The sequence below is a fragment of the Vandammella animalimorsus genome (assembly GCF_002285265.1).
GTDB lineage: Bacteria > Pseudomonadota > Gammaproteobacteria > Burkholderiales > Burkholderiaceae_C > Lampropedia.
In genome coordinates this window covers 306,630-328,318 of the sequence record NZ_NSJB01000002.1, presented here as the reverse complement: position 1 = coordinate 328,318, position 21,689 = coordinate 306,630, and the positions used below count along the sequence as shown (strand labels likewise).

The following is a 21,689-nucleotide window of genomic DNA, read 5'->3' as shown; positions in this document are numbered from 1 at the left end:
ATGGGCGAGCAGCGCAGCATCGTGCTGGCCGAGCCGCGCGGCTTTTGCGCCGGCGTGGACCGCGCCATCGACATCGTCGAGCGGGCCCTGCAGAAGTTTGGCGCGCCCATCTACGTGCGCCACGAGATCGTGCACAACACGCACGTGGTCAACACGCTGCGCCAGAAGGGCGCGATCTTCATTGAGGACCTGGCCGAGGTGCCGCCGGGCGCGACGCTGGTGTTCAGCGCCCATGGCGTGAGCAAGGCCGTGCAGAACGAGGCGCGCGAGAGGGGCTTTCAGGTCTTCGACGCCACCTGCCCGCTGGTGACCAAGGTGCACGTTGAGGTTGCCAAGCTGGCCAAGGAGGGCTACGAATTCATCATGATCGGCCACAAGGGCCACCCCGAGGTCGAGGGCACCATGGGCCAGCTCAGCGAGGGCATCCACCTGGTCGAGGACGTGGCCGACGTGGCGCGCGTGCAGCCAGCGCAGACCGAGCGCCTGGCCGTGGTGACGCAGACCACGCTGTCGGTGGACGACGCCGCCGAGATCACCGCCGCCGTCAAGGCGCGCTTTCCGCAGATCCGCCAGCCCAAGCAGCAGGACATCTGCTATGCCACGCAGAACCGCCAGGACGCGGTCAAGCAGCTCAGCCGCCAGGTGGACGTGCTCATCGTCGTGGGCAGCCCCACCAGCTCCAACAGCAACCGCCTGCGCGATCTGGCCGAAAAGCTCGGCACGCCCGGCTACATGGTCGATGACGCCAGCGAAATCCGCCCCGAATGGCTGCAGGGCAAGCACACCGTGGGCCTGACGGCCGGCGCCTCCGCGCCCGAGCTGCTGGTGCAGGGCGTGATCGAGCGCCTGCGCCAGCTGGGCATCATCGCCGTGCGCAAGATGGACGGCGTGCAGGAGACCATGCGCTTTCCGCTGCCCAAGGGCCTGAAGCTGGACGCTGCCGAGGCAGCCGCTGCTGCGCCCGCCGCCCCGCCTGCCGCATCCACTGCGCCGCGCGGCTAAGAACCACCCATCACACCCCGCGCGCGCAGCCACGGCACACGGGCTGCGCGCGCGCCGCCTCACGACAAGGACACCCGCCATGGACACACTGGGCACCCCCAACACCCCGCATGCCACCCGCGTCATGCTGCTGGGCAGCGGCGAGCTGGGCAAGGAAGTCGTCATCGAGCTGCAGCGCCTGGGCGTCGAAACCATCGCCGTGGACCGCTACGACGGCGCGCCCGCGCAGCAGGTGGCGCACCACGCGCACACCATCGCCATGAGCGACGCGGCCGCGCTGCGCGCGCTGATCGAGGCGCAAAAGCCCCAGCTGGTCGTGCCCGAGATCGAAGCCATCGCCACCGCCGAGCTCGAACGCCTGGAGGCCCAAGGCCTGGTGCGCGTCATCCCCACGGCGCGCGCCGCGCGCCTGACCATGGACCGCGAGGGCATCCGCCGCCTGGCCGCCGAAACCCTGGGCCTGCCCACCAGCGCCTACCGCTTCTGCGATTCGCTGCCGGCGCTGCAGGCCGCCATCGACGGCGCAGACGGCCAGCCGCCCATCGGCTACCCCTGCATCGTCAAGCCCGTCATGAGTAGCTCCGGCAAGGGCCAGAGCAAAATCGACGGCCCGCAGGATGTGGCCGCCGCCTGGGACTGCGCCATGACCGGCGCGCGCGTGGGCCACGGCCGCGTCATCGTCGAAGGCTTCATCGACTTCGACTACGAAATCACCCAGCTGACCGTGCGCGCACAAGGCCGCGACGGCCAGGTGCAAACGCACTTTTGCGAACCCATAGGCCACATCCAGCGCAACGGCGACTACGTCGAAAGCTGGCAACCGCAGCCCATGCAGGCCGCCGCGCGCGAGCAGGCGCGGCACATCGCCAAGACCATCACCGACGAGCTGGGCGGGCTGGGCCTGTTTGGCGTTGAGCTGTTCGTCAAGGGCGAGCAGGTCTGGTTCAGCGAAGTCAGCCCCAGGCCGCACGACACCGGCATGGTCACCATGGCCACGCAGCGCCAAAGCGAGTTCGAGCTGCACGCGAGGGCCATCCTCGGCCTGCCGGTGGACACGGCGCTGCAATCGCCCGGCGCCAGCGCCGTGATCTACGGCGGCGTGGACGCCGCCGGCCTGGTCTTCGACGGCGTGGCCCAGGCCCTGGCCGTGCCGCAAACCAGCCTGCGCCTGTTCGGCAAGCCCGAGGGCTTTGCCAAGCGCCGCATGGGCGTGGCCCTGGCCTGGCACGACGATCTGGACACGGCCCGCCAGCGCGCCAAACAGGCCGCCGCACAAGTCAGGCCGCGCCAGCCTTGAAGCGGCTGGTGGTTGGCGATTGGCGCGGCTGGCGGCCCGCTGATTCATCCCGCATTTAAGCCGCGCTGGCTAATCTGCAGCCAAGCCCATGGCAAAGCCATGCCCTTGGGCTGAACTTGCAGCCACCCCAGCTTGAATGAAAGGGAACCCTCTCATGAAAAAAATCACCGCCGCCCTGATGCTCACCGCCGCCGTGCTGGCCGCCCCGGCCCTGGCCCAATACGCCGGCCCCGGCGCGCAGCCCGCCGCCACCAGCGTGCAGGCCATCCTGGACAAGCCCGTGGACGATCAGCACGTCACGCTGCGCGGCAAGATCGTGCGCCAGGTCAAAGGCGACGAATACATCTTCTCCGACGGCAAGGCCGAAATCCGGGTGGAGATCGACCAGCACCTGCTGCCGGCCACGCCCTTCGATGCCGGCACCGTCGTGGAAATCATCGGCGAGGTCGAGAAAGACACCCTGCAGGCGCCGGAAATCGACGTGCGCGCGCTACGCATCGTGCAGTAAGAGCGCACAAAGAGAGCACACGGCCTGGCCCGCTGCCTTGCGCGCAGACCAGGCCGTGTCGCATGGGGGCAGCGCGCAAGGCGCTGCTCTGGCATGCTCCAAAAGGCCCTTGCGGCCCGGGCATGCAGGCATGCCGCCGCAGAGGGTTTTGTGGGTTGATCGTCACGCACAACACAGGAGAGCGCCATGCCATTGCCCAACAACTGTTTTCTCATCCCCAGGGCCCGCCGGGCCGCCGCCGGCCTGGCTGCTGCGCTGGCCCTGGTGGCGCACGGCGCGGCCGCGCAAATTTCCGATGACGTGGTGCGCATCGGTCTGTTGACGGACATGAGCGGTCTGTTCTCCGACATCACCGGGCGCGGCAGCGTCGTGGCCGCGCAAATGGCCATTGAGGACTTTGGCGGCCAGGTGCGCGGCAAGAAGATCGAGCTGCTCTTTGCCGATCACCAGAACAAGGCCGACATCGCCGCCAACAAGGCGCGCGAATGGTTCGATCAGCACCAGCTCGACATGATGGCCGACGTGACCGGCTCGGCCCCGGCCATTGCCGTGCTGGAGGTGGCGCGGCAGAAAAACCGCATCACGCTGTTCTCCGGCCCGGGCTCCGAGCGCCTGAGCAACGACCTGTGCGCGCCCACCTCGGTGCACTACGCCTACGACACCTATGCCGTGGCCAATGCCACGGCCCAGGCGCTGACGCGGCGCGGCGACAGCCGCTGGTTTTTCCTCTCTTCCGATTACACCTTCGGCCACAGCCTGGAGGCCTCCGCCGCCAAAGTGGTCAAGGCCCATGGCGGGCAGGTGCTGGGCGCGGCGCGGCACCCGCTGGCCACCAGCGACTTTGCCTCCTACCTGCTGCAGGCGCAGGCCAGCGGCGCCAATGTCGTGGGCCTGGCCAACGCCGGGGCCGACACCGTCAATGCCATCAAATCGGCAGCCGAATTTGGCCTGACGCAAGACGGCCGCATCACCATGGCCAGCCTGCTGCTGTTCATCAACGATGTGCATGCCCTGGGCCTTGAGCAGGCCCAGGGCCTGGTGCTCACCGAAGGCTTTTATTGGGACATGAACGATGCCACGCGGGCCTGGTCACAGCGCTTTTTCGAGCGCGTCAAGCGCATGCCCAACATGAGCCAGGCCGGCGTGTACTCATCGCTGATGCACTACCTCAAGGCCGTTGAGGCCACGGGCACGGACCAGGCCCAGGCCGTGATGCAGCGCATGAAAGCCACGCCCATCAACGACTTCTTCGCCAGCAACGGTCAGATCCGCGCCGATGGCCGCATGGTGCACGATATGTATTTGTTCGAGGTCAAGAAGCCCAACGAATCCAAGGCGCCGTGGGACTACTACAAGCTGCTGGCCACCATCCCCGGCGACAAGGCCTTTTTGCCGCTGGCCGACTCGCAGTGCCCATTGCTCAAGCAGTGAGCGCACAGGCGGTGCCAGGCGTGGGGCGTCGTCAGCCCTTGCCCGGCCGCTGGCCTGGGTGGCGACGTCCAGCCACTGGGCGCAATCGCCCATGGGCGAATCCTTTCTTGCGGCAAGCGCGCGCCACTGTGTTCGTCAGCCTGGGCGGCGGCCCCAGTCCAGTCTTGACTGGGTTGCAAGAGGGCGGATGAAGCTCTCGGAGCCTGTTCACACTCAAGCAGCGCTGATGCCTTTTTGCTTGACGATGGCGCTCCAGCGGGCGAAGTCTTTTTTCAGGCGCTCGTGCATCTGTTTGCCGTCTTGAAAGGAGGCGATGGCGCCCACGGACAGCAGCTTTTGCCGCAGCTCTTCGTCCTGGCGCACGATCTGACTGGTTTCGTTGGCAATCCGGTCGATGATGGCCTGGGGGGTGCCCAAGGGGGCAATCAGGCCGCCCCAGGAGTCGAAGTCGAATCCAGGGAAGCCCTGCTCGGAGATGGTGCTCGTGCCTGGCAGCAGCGCCTTGGCATTGGGAGAGCTCAGGGCGATGGCCTTGAGCTTGCCGTTGCGGATGTATTGCAGGGCGGCAACCACATCTGCAAACATGATCCCGACCTGGCCGCCCAGCAAGTCGGCCACGGCCGGAGCGCTGCCGCGGTAGGGCACGTGCATCAGCTCGAATTGGCCCATGCCTTTGAGCTGCTCCATGGCCAGGTGCCCAAAGCTGCCTGTGCCTGCGCTGGTGAAGCTCAGCGGCTGCTTGCTGGCCTTGATGAAGCGGATCAGCCCGGGCAGATCGTCCACGCCCTCAATGACTGCCGGGTTGATGATGATGGCCATGGGCAGGTCGTAGATGGCGGCCACGGCAGCACAGTCCCGCGCCACATCGTATGCGTCGTTCTTGTACATCAGCGGGGCCAGCAATGCAGGCATGCCGAACATGGACAGGTGGTGGCCATCGGCCGGGCTTTTGATGAGTGCGGTGGTGCCGATCGAGCCCGACGCGCCGGGCTTGTTTTCGATGATGATCTGTTGGCCCAGGCGCTCGCCCAGCTTGTGCGCCATGATGCGGGCCACCGTGTCGGTTGGGCCGCCGGCAGGGAAGGCCACGATGATCTTGATGATCTTGCTAGGCCAGGCCGTTTGCGCCAGGCTGCCATGGGCCCAGCCGAACATTGGGGCGATGGCGCCCCAGGCCAGCAATTGGCGGCGACGAATGGATGAGGGGTGCATGCGATGTCTCCTTGTTGGTCAATATGGGTGTCAAACGACACCGTTTTCCCGCAGTGCGGCCATGGCCGATGCGTCCAGCTTGAGCAACTCCTGCAGCACGCTGTCGGTGTGCTCGCCAAGGTGCGGGGGTGGGTGGCGCACAGGTGCGCGCTGACCGTCCATGGCATAGGGCGGCGCCAGCACGGCCTGCATGCCGGCTTCGGGGTCTTCGTAGTGGTGCAGAAGACCGGCTTGGGCCGTGCGTTCGGACTGCAGCGCTTGCAGCATGCCCAGCACCTCGCCACACGGGATCTCGGCCCGTGTCAGCCGCTGCAGCAATTCGGCGCGCGTGAAGCTGCGCAATGTCTGGCAGATTTGTGGCAGCAGTAGTTCGCGATGGGCTGAGCGGCCCGTATTGGTGGCAAAGCGGGCATCGCTGGCCCATTCGGGGCGCTGGATCACATCCTGGCAAAAGCGTTGGAATTGCCCGTTGTTGCCCACGGTGATGACCAATGGGCCATCGGCGGCTTCGAACACTCCGTAGGGCACGATGGAAGGATGGGAGTTGCCGAACTTTGGCGGGTCACCGCCCTTGAGCAAGGCCTCCATGCCGTAGTAGGAGGTGATCATCAGGCCGCAGTCGTACAGCGCCATTTGCACGTGACGCCCCTGACCGCTGGATTGGCGGGCGTACAAGGCCGCCAAAATGGTTTGCGCGCAATACATGCCCGTGAACATGTCCACGGCCGCCACACCGAATTTCAACGGGCCCTGGCCATGTTCACCATTGGTGGCCATGACCCCAGCCTCACCCTGGACCACCAGGTCGTAGCCGGGTCGCTGGGCATCGGGCGTGAAGCGCGCATAGCCCGAGATGGAGCAGTACACCAGCCGTGGATTCAGGGCCTTGAGCTGCTCGTAGCCCAGGCCCAGCTTTTCGGCGCCACCGACCTTGAAGTTCTGGATCACGACGTCACAACGCGCAGCCAGATCCCTGGCGATCTGCGAACCTTGCGGGCTTTGCAGATTCAGGGTGATGGAGCGTTTGTTGCGGTTGAAGCTGTTGAAGTAAGAGGTGTTGTGCGTGCCGATGCGCACGCCCCAATCGCGGGTGTCGTCGCCTCGCGCCGGATGCTCGACCTTGATCACGTCTGCCCCCAGATCGGCCAGGGCCATGGCGCACATGGGCCCAGCCAGTACGCGGGACAGGTCAAGTACCTGAACCCCTGCCAGGGGCAACGCAGCTGGGGGAAGGCTTGCAGGCATGTGCTCTTGTCTCCATCGGCAGCGGCCCTTCGATCCATGGGGCCTTCTTGTGATGGAGGCCATTGTTGACTAGACACTCAATCTTGACAATTGCAATTAATATTCAACATATTTATCAACTAAAGGTTGACAATGGATGCGAATGGCCTGAACTTGCTGGTGGACATCATTGACAGTGGCAACCTCAGCCGCGCGGCGCGCAAGCTGGGCATGAGCCGTGCCAACATCAGCAAGCGGCTGAACCATTTCGAGAAAAGCTTGGGGGTTGAGCTGCTCAAGCGCAGCACGCGCCAACTGGAGGCCACGGCGCTGGGGCGGCAGCTGTATGCCCATGGCAAGAAGATTCGCCATGAGCTGATGGCGGCCGAAGAGTCACTGCAGAACCTGGGCAACAACCTGGGTGGCACGGTACGCCTGAGCGTGCCCAGTGGCTACGGTCAGCACACCATGGCGGCGTGGCTGATGGAGTTCATGCACCTATACCCGCAGGTGACCCTGGAGGTGATTTTTGACAATGCCATTGAGGACCTCATCAAAGGCGCGGTGGATTTTTCGATCCGCGTCATGGGCGATGCCCCCAGCAACCTGGTGGCGCATAACCTGGGCGCTGTGGAGTATGTGGCGTGTGCTGCCCCCAGCCTGCTAAAGGGCTATGGCGCCGTGCGCACGCTGTCGCAGCTGCGGTGCCTGCCGCTGATTACTTCGGAGCTGACAGGCGAAAAACTCAAGCTGGCAGGCCAGAGCGCGAGCATCCGCACGCGCTTGACGTCGGCCAACTTTTTCTTTCTGCGCGATGCCATCCTGCAAGGCTTGGGTGCTGGCTTGGTGCCCGCATACATGGTGGCCGATGAAATCGCGTCTGGCCAGTTGCGCCAATTGCCCATACCCCGGCGGGACTTGGCTTTTCTGCGCTCGAACCTGTATTTGCTGCACCTGCCATCGCGCTATCAGACCAAGACTCAGCAGACGCTGATCGAGTTCTTGTGCCGCAAGACACAGCCCGCTGCTGCGGCGCAGTAGAAACCCCTGCAAGTGTCTGAAGCTGTGCGCAAGCATGGCAAAAAGCCCGCCGGACCTCTTGAATGCTTGGCGGGCCAGCCTTATGTGCGATGCAGTCAACACCATTGCAGAGGGATTTTCGACATGCGATTCGACAAACTCACCACCAAATTCCAGGAAGCGCTGGGCGATGCGCAGTCGCTGGCTTTGGGCAACGACCATGCCTACATCCAGCCCGAGCATTTGCTGGCGGCCATGCTGCGCCAGGAGGACGGCCCCAAGTCGCTGTTGCAGCGCGCGGGCGTGAACACGGCGCGGCTGGCGCAAGAGGCGGAAGCGGCCATCAAGCGCCTGCCGCAGGTGCAGGGCCAGGAGCAGGTGCAGCCCAGCCCTGATCTGATGAAGCTGTTGCAGGCCACGGAGAAGGAGGCCATCAAGCGCGGCGACCAGTTCATCCCCAGCGAGATGTTCCTGCTGGCGCTGGCCGATGAGAAATCCGGCAAAGGCGAGGCCGCGCGCATCGCCAAGGAAAGCGGCCTGAGCCGCAAGAGCCTGGAAGCCGCCATCGACGCCGTGCGCGGCGGCCAGACCATGGACAGCGCCGAGGGCGAAAGCCAGCGCGAGGCGCTGAAGAAATACACGCTGGATCTGACCGAGCGCGCGCGCCAGGGCAAGCTCGACCCGGTGATTGGCCGCGACGACGAAATCCGCCGCGCCATCCAGGTGCTGCAACGGCGCAGCAAGAACAATCCGGTGCTGATTGGCGAGCCGGGCGTGGGCAAGACCGCCATCGTCGAAGGGCTGGCGCAGCGCATCGTGGCCGGTGAAGTGCCCGACACGCTCAAGGACAAGCGCGTGCTGGTGCTGGACATGGCCGGCCTTTTGGCCGGGGCCAAGTACCGGGGCGAATTTGAAGAGCGCCTCAAGTCCGTGCTGAAAGAAGTGGCGCAGGACGAGGGCCGCATCATCCTGTTCATCGACGAAATCCACACCATGGTGGGCGCGGGCAAGGCCGAGGGCGCGATGGACGCGGGCAACATGCTCAAGCCCGCGCTCTCGCGTGGCGAGCTGCACTGCATTGGCGCGACCACGCTGGACGAGTACCGCAAGTACATCGAAAAAGACGCGGCGCTGGAGCGGCGCTTCCAGAAAGTGCTGGTGGAAGAGCCGACGGTGGAAGCCACCATCGCCATCCTGCGCGGCCTGCAAGAGAAGTACGAGGTGCACCACGGCGTGGACATCACCGACCCGGCCATCGTGGCCGCGGCCGAGCTGAGCGCGCGCTACATCACTGACCGCTTCCTGCCCGACAAGGCCATTGACCTGATCGACGAGGCCGCGGCCAAGATCAAGATCGAGATCGACTCCAAGCCCGAGGCCATGGACAAGCTCGACCGCCGCATCATTCAACTGAAGATCGAGCGCGAGGCCATGAAGAAGGAAACCGACGAGGCTTCCAAAAAGCGCCTGCAACTCATCGAGGACGACCTGGCCAAGCTGGAAAAAGAGTACGCCGACCTGGAAAAGATCTGGAAAAGCGAGAAAGCCAGCGCCCAGGGCGGCGAGCAACTGCGCAAGGAGATCGACCAGCTCAAGTTCCAGATCGAGGAATTCACCCGCAAGGGCGACTTCAACAAAGTGGCCGAGCTGCAATACGGCAAGCTGCCCGCGCTGGAAAAGCAGTTGAAGGACGCCCAGGCCAGCGAAGGCGCGCGCGAAAAAGCCGCGCCGCAGTTGCTGCGCACCCAAGTGGGCGCGGAGGAAATCGCCGAAGTCGTCAGCCGCGCCACCGGCATCCCCGTCAGCAAGATGATGCAGGGCGAGCGCGAGAAGCTGCTGCACATGGAAGACGCCCTGCACCAGCGCGTGGTGGGCCAGAGCGAGGCCGTGGACGCCGTGGCCGACGCCATCCGCCGCTCGCGCTCGGGCCTGAGTGACCCGAACCGGCCGCTGGGCAGCTTTTTGTTCCTTGGCCCCACCGGCGTAGGCAAGACCGAGCTGAGCAAGGCGCTGGCGGGCTTTTTGTTCGACAGCGAAGAGCACCTCATCCGCATCGACATGAGCGAGTTCATGGAGAAACACTCCGTGGCCCGGCTCATCGGCGCGCCGCCCGGCTACGTGGGCTATGACGAGGGCGGGTATCTCACCGAGGCCGTGCGCCGCAAGCCCTACAGCGTGGTGCTGCTCGACGAGGTGGAAAAAGCCCACCCGGACGTGTTCAACGTGCTGCTGCAAGTGCTGGACGACGGCCGCCTGACCGACGGCCAGGGCCGCACCGTGGACTTCAAGAACACCGTCATCATCATGACCAGCAACATTGGCTCGCACCGCATCCAGGAGATGGCGGGCAAGCCGTATGAAGAGGTCAAGGACGCAGTGTGGGAGGAGCTGAAAAACCACTTCCGCCCCGAGTTCCTCAACCGCATCGACGAGACGGTGGTCTTCCACGGCCTGGATGCCAAGCACATTGGCGAGATCGCCAAGATCCAACTGGCCACGCTGCAAAAGCGGCTGGAGAAGATGGAGCTGCAGCTGCAAGTCTCGGACGCGGCCCTGGCCGAGCTGGCCAAGGTGGGGTTCGACCCGGTGTTCGGCGCGCGGCCGCTCAAGCGCGCGATCCAGCAGCGCATCGAAAACCCGCTGTCCAAGGCGCTGCTGCAAGGGCAGTTCCCGCCCAAGAGCACGATCGAGGTCAGCGTCGATCCGATCAAGGCGCCGGGGGTGTTCGAGTTTCGGTGAGAAGGCTCTGAGCGCCTGCCTTGAAGGGCGACGCACACACGCCGGCCTGGTTTCCGCCAGGGCGGCGTGTTGTGTTTTGTGCAATGGCGCGTGGCGCGATGGCAGGCGAACAGATTCTTACTGCACCTGTGCAATCAGCAGGCGCAGCGCCAGGGCGGCGAAGACGATGCTGGCGCTGCGGTTGAGCACGCGCTGCATGCGCGCCGAGCGCTGCAGCGCCTGGCCAAAGCTGCCGGAGAAAAAGGCGATGGCGCCAAACACCAGCAGCGTGCTCAAGGCAAACACCGCGCCCAGCGCCATGATTTGCGTGCCCATGGGCCCGCGCGCCGGCTGGGTGAACTGCGGCAAAAAGGCCAGGAAGAACAACAGCACCTTGGGGTTGCTCAGGTTCATCACCAGGCCTCGGCCAATGCAGCGCAGCGCCTGGCGTGAATGGGGCTTGGCATCAGGGGCGTGCGCTGCGGCAGGCTGCGTTTGGTGGGGCAGCATCGCATCGGGCGCTCGCGCTGCCACGGGCGCATGCCAGGCGCCCCAGGCCAGCCAAAGCAGATAAGCCGCGCCCAGCAGCTTGAGCAGCGTCAGCAGCTGCGGCGAGGCGGCCAGCAGCGCCGCCAGGCCCATGGCCACGGCCAGGGTATGGCCGCACACGCCCAGGCACAGCCCCAGCACCACCAGCAGGCCGGTGCGCCAGCCGTGCTGGATGGACTGCATCAGCACGAACAGGTTGTCCGGGCCGGGGCTGAGGGCCAGCAGCACGGCCAGGCCGAAGAATTGCAGCAGGGTGTCGGGGCTGGGCATGGGCGCTGGGGGGTGTTGCCGGCCCTCAAGGGGCGGCGTCCTCGTGGCCGGCCTCGGCGGCCGGGTCGCGCTGCAGCAGGCTTTGCACGGCGTGCGCGGCCTGCTGCCGGCCCTCGAGCAGGCGCACCACAGCCTCGCTGATGGGCATGTGCACCCCCAGCTGCGCAGCGCGCGCCACGACCGCCTGGGCGCAGTGCACGCCTTCGGCCACATGGCCCAGCGTGGTGAGGATGTCGGGCAGGCGCTGGCCCTGCGCCAGCAGCAGCCCGACCTTGCGGTTGCGCGACAGGTTGCCGGTGGCGGTGAGCACCAGATCGCCCATGCCCGACAGGCCGGTGAAGGTGGCCGCGCGCGCGCCCATGGCCACGCCCAGGCGCGTCATCTCGGCCAGGCCGCGCGTGATCAGGGCCGCGCGCGCGTTCAGGCCCAGCTCCAGGCCGTCGCAAATGCCCGTGGCGATGGCCAGCACGTTCTTGACCGCGCCGCCGACTTCCACGCCCACCAGATCGTCGTTGCTGTACAGGCGCAGCGCATGGGCGTGGAAGGCCTGCATCAGCGCCTGGCGCACGGCCTGATGGGCCGAGGCCGCGACCAGGGCCGTGGGCTGGCCGCGCGCCACCTCCTGCGCGAAGCTGGGGCCGCTGAGCGCGCCGCACAGCGCCTGCGGCAGGATGCGCTGTTGCAGCTCATGGGGCAGCTGGCCGTGCCAGGCCTGCTGCGGCGTGGGGGCAAAGCCCTTGCACAGCCAGACCAGCGGCGTGTCAGGCCGCAGCGCGGGCGCGAGCTGGCCCAGCATGGCCTGCAGCGCGGCCACCGGCGTGCCCAGCACGACCAGCTGCGCCTGGGCGATCTCGGTCTGCAGCGCCTGCTCGCCGCTGGCGATGCGCAGCGCCGGCGGCAGTGCGATGCCTGGCAGGTAGCGGGCGTTGCAGCCTTGCGCGCGCAGCTGCGCGGCCTGGGCCGCATCGCGCAGCCAAAGGCAGACGGCATGGCCCGCCGGGTGCCGGGCTGCGGCCAGGGCCACGGCCGTGCCCCAGGCGCCACCGCCGATGATCAGAATGCGCAAGGCCTGTGGTTCCAGCATGCTGTCTCTCCTTCCCCTGTGCGTTGGCAGCCTGCTGATGGCCGCAAAAAAAGGGGCCTGCAAAGGCCCCTGCTTGTGGTGGCAAGCCGCAGGCGTGCCGGTGTGTGCTGGCGCGCCTGCGCCGAGCCTTACTGCACGGGGGCCGGGTCGCCGCCGTTGGTGGCGCCGGCCTGCTGTGCCTGCTGCTGCTCGTACATGGCCTGGAAGTTGATCTCGGCCAGGTGCACGGGCGGGAAGCCGGCGCGGTTGATCAGATCGGCAATGTTGCCGCGCAGATAGGGGTAGACGATTTGCGGGCAGGCCACGCCAACCACGGCGCCCATTTGCTCCTGCGGGATGTTGCGGATCTCGAAGATGCCCGCTTGCTTGGCCTCGACCAGGAACAGGGTCTTGTCGTTGACCTTGGTGTGCACCGTGCCGGTGACGACGATCTCGAAGATGCCTTCGTCGATGTTGTTGGCGGCCACGGCCAGCTGGATGTCCACGCTGGGTTGGGCCTGCTCCAGCAGGATGGCGGGCGAATTGGGCTGCTCCAGCGACAAGTCCTTGAGGTAGACGCGCTGGATCTGGAACACGGGTTGGTTGTTGGTTTCTTCAGCCATGCTGGGCTCTTTCAATGTGGATCGGTGCAATCGGAACAGGCAAGGCGCTGCGGCCCCGCCTGGGCGCCAAGGCCCGCGCATTATGCAGGCAATTGGCGCGCGGCTCAGCCCAGCAGCGGCAGCAGCTGGCCCTGCGCGTCCAGCGCGGCCAGATCGTCGTAGCCGCCCACGTGGGTGCTGCCGATGTAGATCTGCGGCACGGTGCGGCGGCCGGTGCGCTCCATCATTTGCGTGCGCAGGCCGGGGTCCAGATCGACGCGGATTTCCTCGATGGCCTGCACGCCGCGTGCCTTGAGCAGCTGCTTGGCGCGCAGGCAGTAGGGGCAGACGGCCGTGGTGTACATGGTGACGGTTTGCATAGGGCGATGAATGGCGTGTGGAGCGAATCGGTTCAGGCAAAGGGGCGCGGCGGCAAGCAGGGCTTAACCGGCCTTGGCGCCGGTGGCCAGTGGCAGCCCGGCATCGCGCCAGGCCTTGGTGCCGCCGGCGATGACGAAGCCGTTCTCGTAGCCGAGCTTTTTGGCCTGCAGCAGTGCGCGCTGGGCGCGCGGGCCGCTGGCGCAGATGAACAGCACGGGCGCGGCCTTGTTCTTCACGGCCTGCGGCAGCTGCTGCTCCAGCGCGTCAGCGGTGATGTGCCTGGCGCCCTTGACGTGGCCGCTGGCGTATTCGTCGCTGCTGCGCACGTCGATCACCACGGCCTTTTCGGCATTCATTTTCTGTACCGCCTGCGCCGGTGTGATGCTGGCCGTGCCCTGGCGGGCCAGCGCAGGCAAAAACAGCATGGCGCCGGAGCCAATGGCCAGCACGAACAAATACCAGTTATCCAGAAAGAAACTCACGGCAGCAACTCGTCAAGAAAACAGCTCGCCGCGCCGTTGCCGGCCGGGCGATCAGGGAACAAGAAAACGCAAAAGCGCGCATTCTAGTATTTCGCCGCCGTGCGGCATGGGCGGCCCGCACCGCGCTGCCCTGCGGTGTGCCGTTCTGGCCCTGCCGCAGCAGGGCAAGCGCGATGGGGCAACAGGTTTTAAAATGGCGGGCTTTTTGTTTTGCTGGCGCGCGGCGATGGCCCATGGCCGATGGCCGCTCGCCTGGCGCGCTGGCATCGCAGCGTTTTCTCTACCGCATCTCCATAGCCCTGCCCCATGCACAAGCTCGTACTGATCCGCCACGGCGAATCCACCTGGAACCTCGAAAACCGCTTCACCGGCTGGACCGACGTGGACTTGACGGCCACGGGCATCGCCCAGGCCCAGGAGGCCGGGCGGCGCCTGCAGGCGGCGGGCCTGGAGTTCGACAAGGCCTACACCAGCGTGCTCAAGCGCGCCATCCACACGCTGTGGCATTGCCTGGATGCGATGGATGCGACCTGGCTGCCGGTAGAAAAATCCTGGCGCCTGAACGAGCGCCACTATGGCGGCCTGCAGGGGCTGAACAAGGCCGACATGGCCCGGCAATACGGCGATGAGCAGGTGTTGATCTGGCGCCGCAGCTACGACACGCCGCCGCCGCCGCTGGAAGCGGGCGATGCGCGCAGCGAGCGCGGCGACCGCCGCTACAGCGCGCTGGCGCCCGAGCAGATTCCGCTGACCGAGTGCCTCAAGGACACGGTGGCGCGCGTGCTGCCATACTGGGAGTCGCACATCGCGCCGGACATCCGCGCCGGAAAGCGCCTGGTGATTGCCGCGCATGGCAACTCGCTGCGCGCGCTGGTCAAGTACCTGGACGGCATCTCCGATCAGGACATCGTCTCGCTCAACATCCCCAATGGCACGCCGCTGGTCTATGAGCTCGATGAGCAGCTCAAGCCACTGCGCCGCTATTACCTGGAGCCCTCGGGCGAGAAGCCCCTGCAGTGAACGCCGCAGGCCGTGGGACTGAGATGAGCAAATTCTGGAAATCGGTGTTATGAGACAAAAAATGCAAACCGCAGCGTGGGTGGGCGTCGGGATACTCACCGGCGCGCTGGCCACCTTCTCGCTGCAGCCGCTGGCGCGCAATGCTGTGGCGCCGCTGCCGCTGGAGGAAATCCAGCAACTGGCGGCCGTGTATGGCCTGATCAAGACGGATTACGTCGAGCCGGTCGATGACAAGAAGCTCATCACGGACGCCATCTCCGGCATGGTGGCCAGCCTGGATCCGCACTCGCAGTATTTCGACAAGTCCAGCTTCAAGGAATTTCGCGAAGGCACGACCGGCCGCTTCGTGGGCGTGGGCATCGAAATCTCGCAGGAGGACGGGCTGATCCGCGTCGTCTCGCCCATCGAGGGCTCGCCAGCCGACCGCGCCGGCCTGATGACCAACGACCTGATCACCAAGATCGACGACACGGCCGTCAAGGGCCTGAGCCTGACCGAGGCCGTCAAGCGCATGCGCGGCGAGCCCAACACCCAGGTGGTGCTGACCATTTTCCGCAAGGACGAGAGCCGCACCTTCACCGTCACCATCACCCGTGAGGAGATCAAGACGCGCTCGGTCAAGGGCGAGATCATCGAGCCGGGCTACGCCTGGCTGCGCCTGTCGCAGTTCCAGGATCGCACCGTGGACGACTTCGTCAACAAGCTCGCCGAGCTCTACGCCAAGGAGCCCCAGCTCAAGGGCCTGGTGCTGGATCTGCGCAACGACCCGGGCGGCCTGCTTGATGCGGCCATCGCCGTCTCGGCCGCCTTCCTGCCGCCGGATGTGACCGTGGTCACCACCAACGGCCAGCTGGCCGAGAGCAAGGCCACCTTCACCACCAGCCCGGCCGACTACATGCCCAGGCGCTTTCCCATCGGCGGCAACGACCCGCTCAAGCGCCTGCCCTCGGGCGTGAAGAAAGTGCCGCTGGTGGTGCTGGTCAACGAAGGCTCGGCCTCGGCCAGCGAAATCGTCGCCGGCGCGCTGCAGGACCACAAGCGCGCCACCATCATGGGCAGCCAGACCTTTGGCAAAGGCTCGGTGCAGACCGTGCGCCAGCTCGGCCCGGACTCGGGCATCAAGCTCACCACGGCGCTGTACTACACGCCGCTGGGCCGCTCCATCCAGGCCAAGGGCATTGCGCCGGACATCGAGCTGGACGAAACCGCCGAGGGCAGCCCCTATGCCTCGCTGCGCGTGCGCGAGGCCGATCTGCACAAGCACCTGGGCAACGAGGACGACCCGGAAGAAGCCGCGCGCAAGGAAAAGGAGCGCGAGCAGGCCCTCAAGCGCCTGGAGAAGGAAACGCAGGACAACGACGGCAAGCCCCTGCGCCGCCTGCCGCAGTTCGGCTCGCCCGAGGACTTCCAGCTGCAGCAGGCCATCAACCAGCTCAAGGGCCTGCCGGTCAAGGTGGCCCAGCGCGATGCGGACGAGGCCGCGCCCGGGCAGCAGGCTGCGGCGGCGGCGCCAGAGAAAGCCAAGCTCCAATCCAAATAAGGGCTTGTCAAGGGCCTGTGCAAAGGCCTGAGCAAAAGGCCCGCCGCCCGGCATGAAAAACCAGCGGCCCATGGCGCAAAGCCATGGGCCGCTGTTGCGTTGGGGCGGGCCTTTGCAGCCGGACGGGCGCTCAGCCCTGCGGCTGGCGGCGCAGCAGATAGGTGTCCATGATCCAGCCGTGCTGCGCCCGTGCGGCGGCGCGGGTTTGCACGATGCGCGGCCCGGCCTGGGGCAGCGGGCCGCTGTCGAGCAATTGCTGGGGCATGCCCAGGTAGGCGCCCCACCAGATGTGCAGCTGCTGCGCCAGCTCGGCGGGCAAGGCCTCGAAACTGCACTGGCCATCGAGCATCACCACCAGCGTGTCCACGCCCTGGGGCCAGCCGTGCTCGCGCAATTGCCGCCCGGTGGTGACCAGAAAAGGCTGGCCGATGTCGTTGAGCGCCAGCGCGTGCGCGGCCGTCAGCGCCTGCATGGCGGTGATGCCGGCCACGACCTGCACGCGCTGCGGCGCAGGGCGCAGCCGCGCGGCAATGCGCAGAGTGCTGTCGTACAGCGCCGGATCGCCCCAGACCAGCAGCGCCACCTGCAGCGCGGCCTTGGCCTGGCGCAGCGCCGGCTGCCGCGCCAGCGCCTGGGCAATGGCCGCCTGCCAGCGTTGGGTGATGGCGGCATGCCACTCATCGACCTGGTTCAGGTAATCGCCGCCCTCGCTGCGGCGCAGCGGCATGTCGAAGCCGGCGATGCAGGCCCGGGCGGCATCGGCGCCGAGCACGGCATCGCACAGCGCCTGGCGCACGGCGGCCAGCTCGGCCTTGTCCTGGCCCTTGTGCGGCAACAGGATCAGATCGGCCGCGCGCATGGCCGCCTCGGCCTGGCGCGTCAGGTGCCCGGGGTTGCCGGTGCCGATGCCGATGAGCGTCAGCTCCAGCGCGGGCAGGTCCATGGGCTGGGGTGGGGCGGTTTGGGCGGTCATGGACGTTGCTCCGTGCGGCAGTTCAGCGGCGGGGGCGGTCGGTGGCCGTGTCCAGCGCCTGCGCGTCGTGCGCAAAGCGCGGCGCATCGCCCACCGGGCGGTAGCGGCGGTCGTAGTCGGCGGCGTACAGGCGGCTTTCGGCAAAGTGCTCGGCCTGCAGGCTGCGCCCGACCAGGATCAGCGCAGTGCGCTCCATGTGGCTGGCCACGGCCTGCGCCAGCTGGCCGACGGTGCTGCGCACGATGGTCTCGTCCGGCCAGCTGGCGCGCCAGACGATGGCCGCCGGGCAGTCGGCGCCGTAGTGCGGCAGCAGTTCGTCCTGCACCTGCTGCGCCACGTGGATGGACAGGTGGATGGCCAGCACCGCGCCCGTGGCGGCAAAGGCGGCCAGGCGCTCGCCCTCGGGCATGGCGCTGGCGCGGCCAGGGGTGCGCGTGAGCACCACCGACTGGCACAGGCCGGGCAGGGTCAGCTCGGCCTGCAGTGCGGCGGCGGCGGCGGCAAAGGCCGGCACGCCGGGGGTGAGGCTGTAGTCGATGCCCAGCGCGCGCAGGCGGCGCAGCTGCTCGCCCATGGCCGACCAGACGGACAGATCGCCCGAGTGCAGGCGCGCCACGTCCTGCCCGCGGGCGTGGGCGGCGGCCATCTCGGCGACGATCTCATCCAGGCTCAGCGGCGCGGTGTTGACGATGCGCGCGCCCGGCGGGCAGTGCGCCAGCAGCGCGCCGGGCACCAGCGAGCCGGCATACAGGCACACCGGGCAGCGCGCCAGCAGCTCGCGCCCGCGCACGGTGATCAGGTCGGCAGCGCCGGGGCCGGCGCCGATGAAATGCACGGTCATGGGCAAAGTCCTTGCAAGCTCGATGGGGTGGCCACGGCCAGGGTGGCGCTGCCGCAGGCGGCCACCAGGCGCGGCAGCAGCAGGCTGGCGTGGCCTCCTGCGCTGGCGGCGGCCCACAGCGCGCAGGCCTCGGCCACGCTGCCGCAGCCATAGCGCGCCAGCGATTGCGGCGAGGCCGTGTGCGTGGGCTGGGCCGCCAGCATCTGGGGCGGCACGGCCACGGTGTGCGCCCGGCCCAGGCCGCACTCGGCCAGCCATTGCGCCAGCGCCGGGTGCGCCACCCGGTGCGGCAGCGCCGCCACGGCCTGCACGGCAGCGGGCGTGAGCGCGGGCAGCAGCGCCTGCGCCTGCTGCCACAGCGCATGCAGGGCCGCGGCCTGGGCGCCGGCGCGCAGGCCAATGCCCAGCGCCAGGCGGGTCGGGGCGGCATCGGGGGGGCAGGGGGCGGGCGTCATCGCGAATGGGGGCAGCGGGCGGTGCGGCAGAGCGCGCAGTGTAGGCCCTGTGGCGGCGCGCTGCGGCCAGCGCGGGACCATCGCGGGGCGTTGCCTGCGGTGGCGCGCGGGGCATGGGGCGCTATGGGTTTTCCCCGGTCTGCGCCAGTGCTGCACGGCAGCCAAGCTCGCCTACACTTGGCAGTTTGTTCAGCGCCGCCGCTGCGGCGCGCTGCCACCCATGAAAGGAGACAGACTGTGCAAAGAGAAGTCAACGTCGTTTTGGCCGCTGGCCAGGAGTTCCGCCTGCCGGCGCATCAGGAGCTTTCGCCCCAGGAGGCGCGGCAGTGGCTGGACGCGCAGTTCGTCGAGCTCGACTGTGAGCCCATGCGCGCCAGCGGCAAGGTGCTGATTGCCGACAAGGTGCTGGCCATTGCCGCCACGGCCGGCGCCTCCTTGCTGCGCGACAAGACCTGGAGCGAGCGCTTTGCCGCCGCCACCATCGCGGCGCTGGGCAAGCCGGCCATCAAGGTGGACATTCCGGCCATGTCGGTGAACTTCTGAACAGGCTCTGAAACCGTCTGCCCAGCCGCTGGGCAGACCCAAGGGGCAGGCCTTTCAGTGCGCTCTGGGTAGAATCGGCGCATTGCCGCCGCCCAGGTGGCGCTTTCATTTGCGCACCGCCCCCATGAACACGATTGCCGAACAACCCGTGAGCAGCGCCAAGGCCGCCGACAAGGCGCGGCGCGAAGCCATCAAGCTGGAAAAGCGCCTGTGCCGCGAGGTGGGCCGCGCCATCCTGGACTTCAACATGATCGAGGAGGGCGACAAGGTCATGGTCTGCATGTCCGGCGGCAAGGACAGCTACACCCTGCTGGACATCCTGCGCCGCCTGCAAAAGCGCGCGCCGGTGCGCTTTTCGCTGGTGGCCGTGAACCTGGACCAGAAGCAGCCGGGCTTTCCCGACCACGTGCTGCCCGAGTACCTGCGCGCCCAGGGGGTGGATTTCCACATCGAGACGCAGGACACCTACAGCGTGGTCAAGCGCGTCATCCCCGAGGGCAAGACCACCTGCGGCCTGTGCAGCCGTCTGCGCCGCGCCATCCTCTACAGCGTGGCCGAGCGCCTGGGCTGCACCAAGATCGCGCTGGGCCACCACCGCGACGACATCCTGCAGACGCTGATGCTGAACATGTTCTTCGGCGGGCGCATGAAGGGCATGCCGCCCAAGCTGGTCAGCGACGATGGCAAGCACGTGGTGATCCGCCCGCTGGCCTACATCCCGGAAAAAGACACGCGCCAGTGGGCCGAGTACCAGCAGTTCCCCATCATCCCCTGCAACCTCTGCGGCAGCCAGGACAACCTGCAGCGCCAGATCGTGGGCGACATGCTGCGCGACTGGGATCGGCAATACCCCGGCCGCCTGGAGAGCATGTTCCGCGCCATGCAGCACGTCGTGACCACGCACATGATGGACCCCAAGCTGCACGACTTCCGCCATGCCAGGGCCACCGGCGTGGCCAGCCCCGAGGGCGACATCGCTTTTGACCCCGACACCTTCACCGAATCCTTTGCCCCTGCGGCCGCGGGCGACACGCTGGGCATCCGCGTCAGCGTCGCCCCTGCAGCCCCAGCGGCGCCCCATGCGGAGGCCTGGACGGCATGTTCTTCTTGAATCTTCGTACGGAACACCCCTTGCGCCGCCCCGCCCCGGCGGCCCCCCGGCGCGCCGGCGCAGCACTGGCTGCGGCCGTGCTGGCAGCGGCCGCCCTGGCGCTGGGCGGCTGCGCCAGCACGCGCGTGATCGATCAGCAAGTGCGCGCCTATTCCACGCTGGCGGCCATGCCCCAGCCGGCCAGCTACCGCATCGAGCGCCTGCCCTCGCAGCAGCAGGACACCCCCTACCGCCGCATGATCGAGCGCCAGGCCACAGAGGCGCTGGCGCGTGTGGGCCTGCAGCGCGACGACGCACACGGTGCGCTGCGCCTGGAGCTGGGCGCGCAATCGCAGCGCTACCTGCCCGACTGGCCCCACTACGGCCCGGCCTGGCCCGACCCCTGGGGCTGGTGGCCCGGCCCGCTGTGGGGCGGCCATGGCTACTACGGCAGCTGGCGCGAGCGCCCGCCCACGCTCTACCTGCGCGAAGTGCGCCTGCTGCTGCGTGATGCCCAGGGCCGCGTGGTCTATGAAAGCAGCGCGCGCTACGACGACATCTGGCGCGACGACGAGGCCATCTTCCGCTCGCTGTTCGATGCCGCGCTCGATGGCTTTCCCACGCCGCCCCAAGGGCCGCGCCGCATCCGCCGCGAGCTGGCGCCGTGACCGCGCCCGAGCAGGCCAGCGCTGCCGCCGATGATTTTGACTTGCCCGGCGGGCAGCGCGGCACCCGCCTGACCTTGATCCGCCACGGCCAGACGGCCTGGAACCAGGACGGGCGCATCCAGGGCCACATCGACATCGCACTCAACGCCCATGGCCTGCGCCAGGCACAGGCCATGGCGCAGGCGCTGGCCGATGAGACCGACATCGCCTGCATCTACAGCAGCGATCTGGCGCGCGCCTGGCAGACGGCCCAGGCCCTGCAGGCGCGGCTGGGCAAACCGCTGCAGGCCGAGGCCGGCCTGCGCGAGCGCTGCTTTGGCCAGCTGCAAGGCCTGAGCGTGGCGCAAATCTGCGCGCAAGACCCGCAGCGCGCCCGCGCCTTCCAGAGCCGCGAGCCCGACTACCAGCCACCGCAGGGCGAATCGCTGCGCCAGTTCGCACAGCGCGCCTGGGCCTGCGTCGCCCGCCTGGCCGCCGCCCATGCCGGCCAGCACATCGCGCTGGTCACGCATGGCGGGGTGCTCGATGTGCTGTACCGCCAGGCCACCGGGCTGGATCTGCAGGCCGCGCGCAGCTGGAGCATCGAAAACACCTCCATCCACCGCCTGCTGTGCACGCCCCAGGGCCTGCGCCTGCTGGCCTGGGGCGACGTGGCGCATCTGGATGCGCTGCCCGCGCCGCAGCCAGGGCCGCAGGCCCTGGGCACCCAGCACTTCGTTTGATCCGCCACAGCCAGGGCAGGCCTTGCCAAGCCCTGGGCGGCGGGATAATGCGCGTTGGCGCTGCCCGCGTGCCTGCGT

Annotated in this window: 22 protein-coding genes; 12 read left to right on the top strand and 10 right to left on the bottom strand. The window is 67.6% G+C overall.

The features are described from left to right. The 4 genes from ispH (at nt 1) to CK625_RS05880 (ending at nt 4,238) form a co-directional block, all read left to right on the top strand. Nucleotides 1-1,002, top strand: coding sequence for a 4-hydroxy-3-methylbut-2-enyl diphosphate reductase (gene ispH, locus CK625_RS05895; protein ID WP_095539358.1), 1,002 nt, complete (start codon nt 1-3; stop codon nt 1,000-1,002). Nucleotides 1,003-1,081: 79 nt separating this feature from the next. Next, nucleotides 1,082-2,299: a formate-dependent phosphoribosylglycinamide formyltransferase gene (gene purT / locus CK625_RS05890; protein WP_095539357.1), complete on the top strand. Its 1,218-nt coding sequence runs from the start codon at nt 1,082-1,084 to the stop codon at nt 2,297-2,299. 154 nt (nt 2,300-2,453) lie between these two features. After that, nucleotides 2,454-2,807 (top strand): YgiW/YdeI family stress tolerance OB fold protein, encoded by a 354-nt coding sequence (locus CK625_RS05885; protein ID WP_095539356.1) that lies wholly within the window; start codon nt 2,454-2,456, stop codon nt 2,805-2,807. Between the two features lie 186 nt (nt 2,808-2,993). Continuing rightward, a complete protein-coding gene (locus tag CK625_RS05880; RefSeq protein ID WP_095539355.1) occupies nt 2,994-4,238 on the top strand; it encodes an ABC transporter substrate-binding protein in 1,245 nt (414 codons plus the stop codon). Nucleotides 4,239-4,451: 213 nt separating this feature from the next. Here CK625_RS05880 and CK625_RS05875 read toward each other — a convergent pair whose 3' ends face one another. Continuing rightward, nucleotides 4,452-5,450 (bottom strand): Bug family tripartite tricarboxylate transporter substrate binding protein, encoded by a 999-nt coding sequence (locus tag CK625_RS05875; RefSeq protein WP_095539354.1) that lies wholly within the window; start codon nt 5,448-5,450, stop codon nt 4,452-4,454. 30 nt (nt 5,451-5,480) lie between these two features. Continuing rightward, entirely contained in the window at nt 5,481-6,695 is a 1,215-nt protein-coding gene (locus CK625_RS05870) for a CaiB/BaiF CoA transferase family protein (RefSeq protein WP_095539353.1), read from the bottom strand. Nucleotides 6,696-6,827: 132 nt separating this feature from the next. Between CK625_RS05870 and CK625_RS05865 the strand changes: the two genes are divergently transcribed. Beyond that, nucleotides 6,828-7,715: a LysR family transcriptional regulator gene (locus tag CK625_RS05865; protein ID WP_095539352.1), complete on the top strand. Its 888-nt coding sequence runs from the start codon at nt 6,828-6,830 to the stop codon at nt 7,713-7,715. 123 nt (nt 7,716-7,838) lie between these two features. After that, nucleotides 7,839-10,433, top strand: a complete 2,595-nt coding sequence (gene clpB / locus CK625_RS05860; RefSeq protein WP_095539351.1) for an ATP-dependent chaperone ClpB — start codon at nt 7,839-7,841, stop codon at nt 10,431-10,433. A 117-nt stretch (nt 10,434-10,550) separates the two neighbouring features. Here the strand turns inward: clpB and CK625_RS05855 are convergent, their stop codons facing one another. From CK625_RS05855 to CK625_RS05835, 5 genes are all read right to left on the bottom strand, one after another. Continuing rightward, complete coding sequence (locus CK625_RS05855; protein ID WP_095539350.1) at nt 10,551-11,231, bottom strand: LysE family translocator; 681 nt, start codon at nt 11,229-11,231, stop codon at nt 10,551-10,553. A 25-nt stretch (nt 11,232-11,256) separates the two neighbouring features. Beyond that, nucleotides 11,257-12,297 carry an NAD(P)H-dependent glycerol-3-phosphate dehydrogenase gene (locus tag CK625_RS05850; protein ID WP_095539430.1) on the bottom strand — a complete coding sequence of 347 codons (1,041 nt, stop codon included), beginning with the start codon at nt 12,295-12,297 and terminating at the stop codon, nt 11,257-11,259. 146 nt (nt 12,298-12,443) lie between these two features. Continuing rightward, the gene (gene secB / locus CK625_RS05845; RefSeq protein WP_095539429.1) at nt 12,444-12,917 is read right to left on the bottom strand and encodes a protein-export chaperone SecB; all 474 of its coding nucleotides are present in this window, start codon (nt 12,915-12,917) and stop codon (nt 12,444-12,446) included. Nucleotides 12,918-13,021: 104 nt separating this feature from the next. Beyond that, a complete protein-coding gene (grxC, locus tag CK625_RS05840; protein ID WP_095539349.1) occupies nt 13,022-13,276 on the bottom strand; it encodes a glutaredoxin 3 in 255 nt (84 codons plus the stop codon). Nucleotides 13,277-13,339: 63 nt separating this feature from the next. Further along, nucleotides 13,340-13,759 carry a rhodanese-like domain-containing protein gene (locus CK625_RS05835; protein ID WP_095539348.1) on the bottom strand — a complete coding sequence of 140 codons (420 nt, stop codon included), beginning with the start codon at nt 13,757-13,759 and terminating at the stop codon, nt 13,340-13,342. A gap of 306 nt (nt 13,760-14,065) precedes the next feature. Between CK625_RS05835 and gpmA the strand changes: the two genes are divergently transcribed. Beyond that, nucleotides 14,066-14,779 (top strand): 2,3-diphosphoglycerate-dependent phosphoglycerate mutase, encoded by a 714-nt coding sequence (gpmA, locus tag CK625_RS05830; protein ID WP_095539347.1) that lies wholly within the window; start codon nt 14,066-14,068, stop codon nt 14,777-14,779. A gap of 49 nt (nt 14,780-14,828) precedes the next feature. After that, nucleotides 14,829-16,319, top strand: a complete 1,491-nt coding sequence (locus CK625_RS05825) for a S41 family peptidase (protein WP_095539346.1) — start codon at nt 14,829-14,831, stop codon at nt 16,317-16,319. Nucleotides 16,320-16,449: 130 nt separating this feature from the next. On the opposite strand, the gene cobF is transcribed toward CK625_RS05825, so the two are convergent. From cobF to CK625_RS05810, 3 genes are read right to left on the bottom strand one after another with little or no spacing between them, the layout of a single operon-like run. Then, nucleotides 16,450-17,292, bottom strand: coding sequence for a precorrin-6A synthase (deacetylating) (gene cobF, locus CK625_RS05820; protein WP_238945540.1), 843 nt, complete (start codon nt 17,290-17,292; stop codon nt 16,450-16,452). A gap of 22 nt (nt 17,293-17,314) precedes the next feature. Beyond that, nucleotides 17,315-18,133 (bottom strand): precorrin-4 C(11)-methyltransferase, encoded by an 819-nt coding sequence (cobM, locus tag CK625_RS05815; protein ID WP_095539344.1) that lies wholly within the window; start codon nt 18,131-18,133, stop codon nt 17,315-17,317. Then, entirely contained in the window at nt 18,130-18,588 is a 459-nt protein-coding gene (locus CK625_RS05810; protein ID WP_095539428.1) for a cobalamin biosynthesis protein, read from the bottom strand. The genes cobM and CK625_RS05810 overlap by 4 nt, the downstream gene beginning before the upstream one ends. Before the next feature lie 237 nt (nt 18,589-18,825). On the opposite strand from CK625_RS05810, the gene CK625_RS05805 reads away from it, so the two are divergent. From CK625_RS05805 to CK625_RS05790, 4 genes are all read left to right on the top strand, one after another. Next, nucleotides 18,826-19,131: a hypothetical protein gene (locus tag CK625_RS05805; RefSeq protein WP_095539343.1), complete on the top strand. Its 306-nt coding sequence runs from the start codon at nt 18,826-18,828 to the stop codon at nt 19,129-19,131. A gap of 124 nt (nt 19,132-19,255) precedes the next feature. Further along, the gene (gene ttcA / locus CK625_RS05800; protein ID WP_095539342.1) at nt 19,256-20,242 is read left to right on the top strand and encodes a tRNA 2-thiocytidine(32) synthetase TtcA; all 987 of its coding nucleotides are present in this window, start codon (nt 19,256-19,258) and stop codon (nt 20,240-20,242) included. A gap of 20 nt (nt 20,243-20,262) precedes the next feature. Next, nucleotides 20,263-20,889 carry a DUF4136 domain-containing protein gene (locus CK625_RS05795; RefSeq protein WP_238945539.1) on the top strand — a complete coding sequence of 209 codons (627 nt, stop codon included), beginning with the start codon at nt 20,263-20,265 and terminating at the stop codon, nt 20,887-20,889. Then, nucleotides 20,886-21,611 carry a histidine phosphatase family protein gene (locus tag CK625_RS05790; RefSeq protein WP_429001297.1) on the top strand — a complete coding sequence of 242 codons (726 nt, stop codon included), beginning with the start codon at nt 20,886-20,888 and terminating at the stop codon, nt 21,609-21,611. Before CK625_RS05795 ends, CK625_RS05790 begins: the two co-directional genes overlap by 4 nt. Nucleotides 21,612-21,689: the final 78 nt, after the last annotated feature.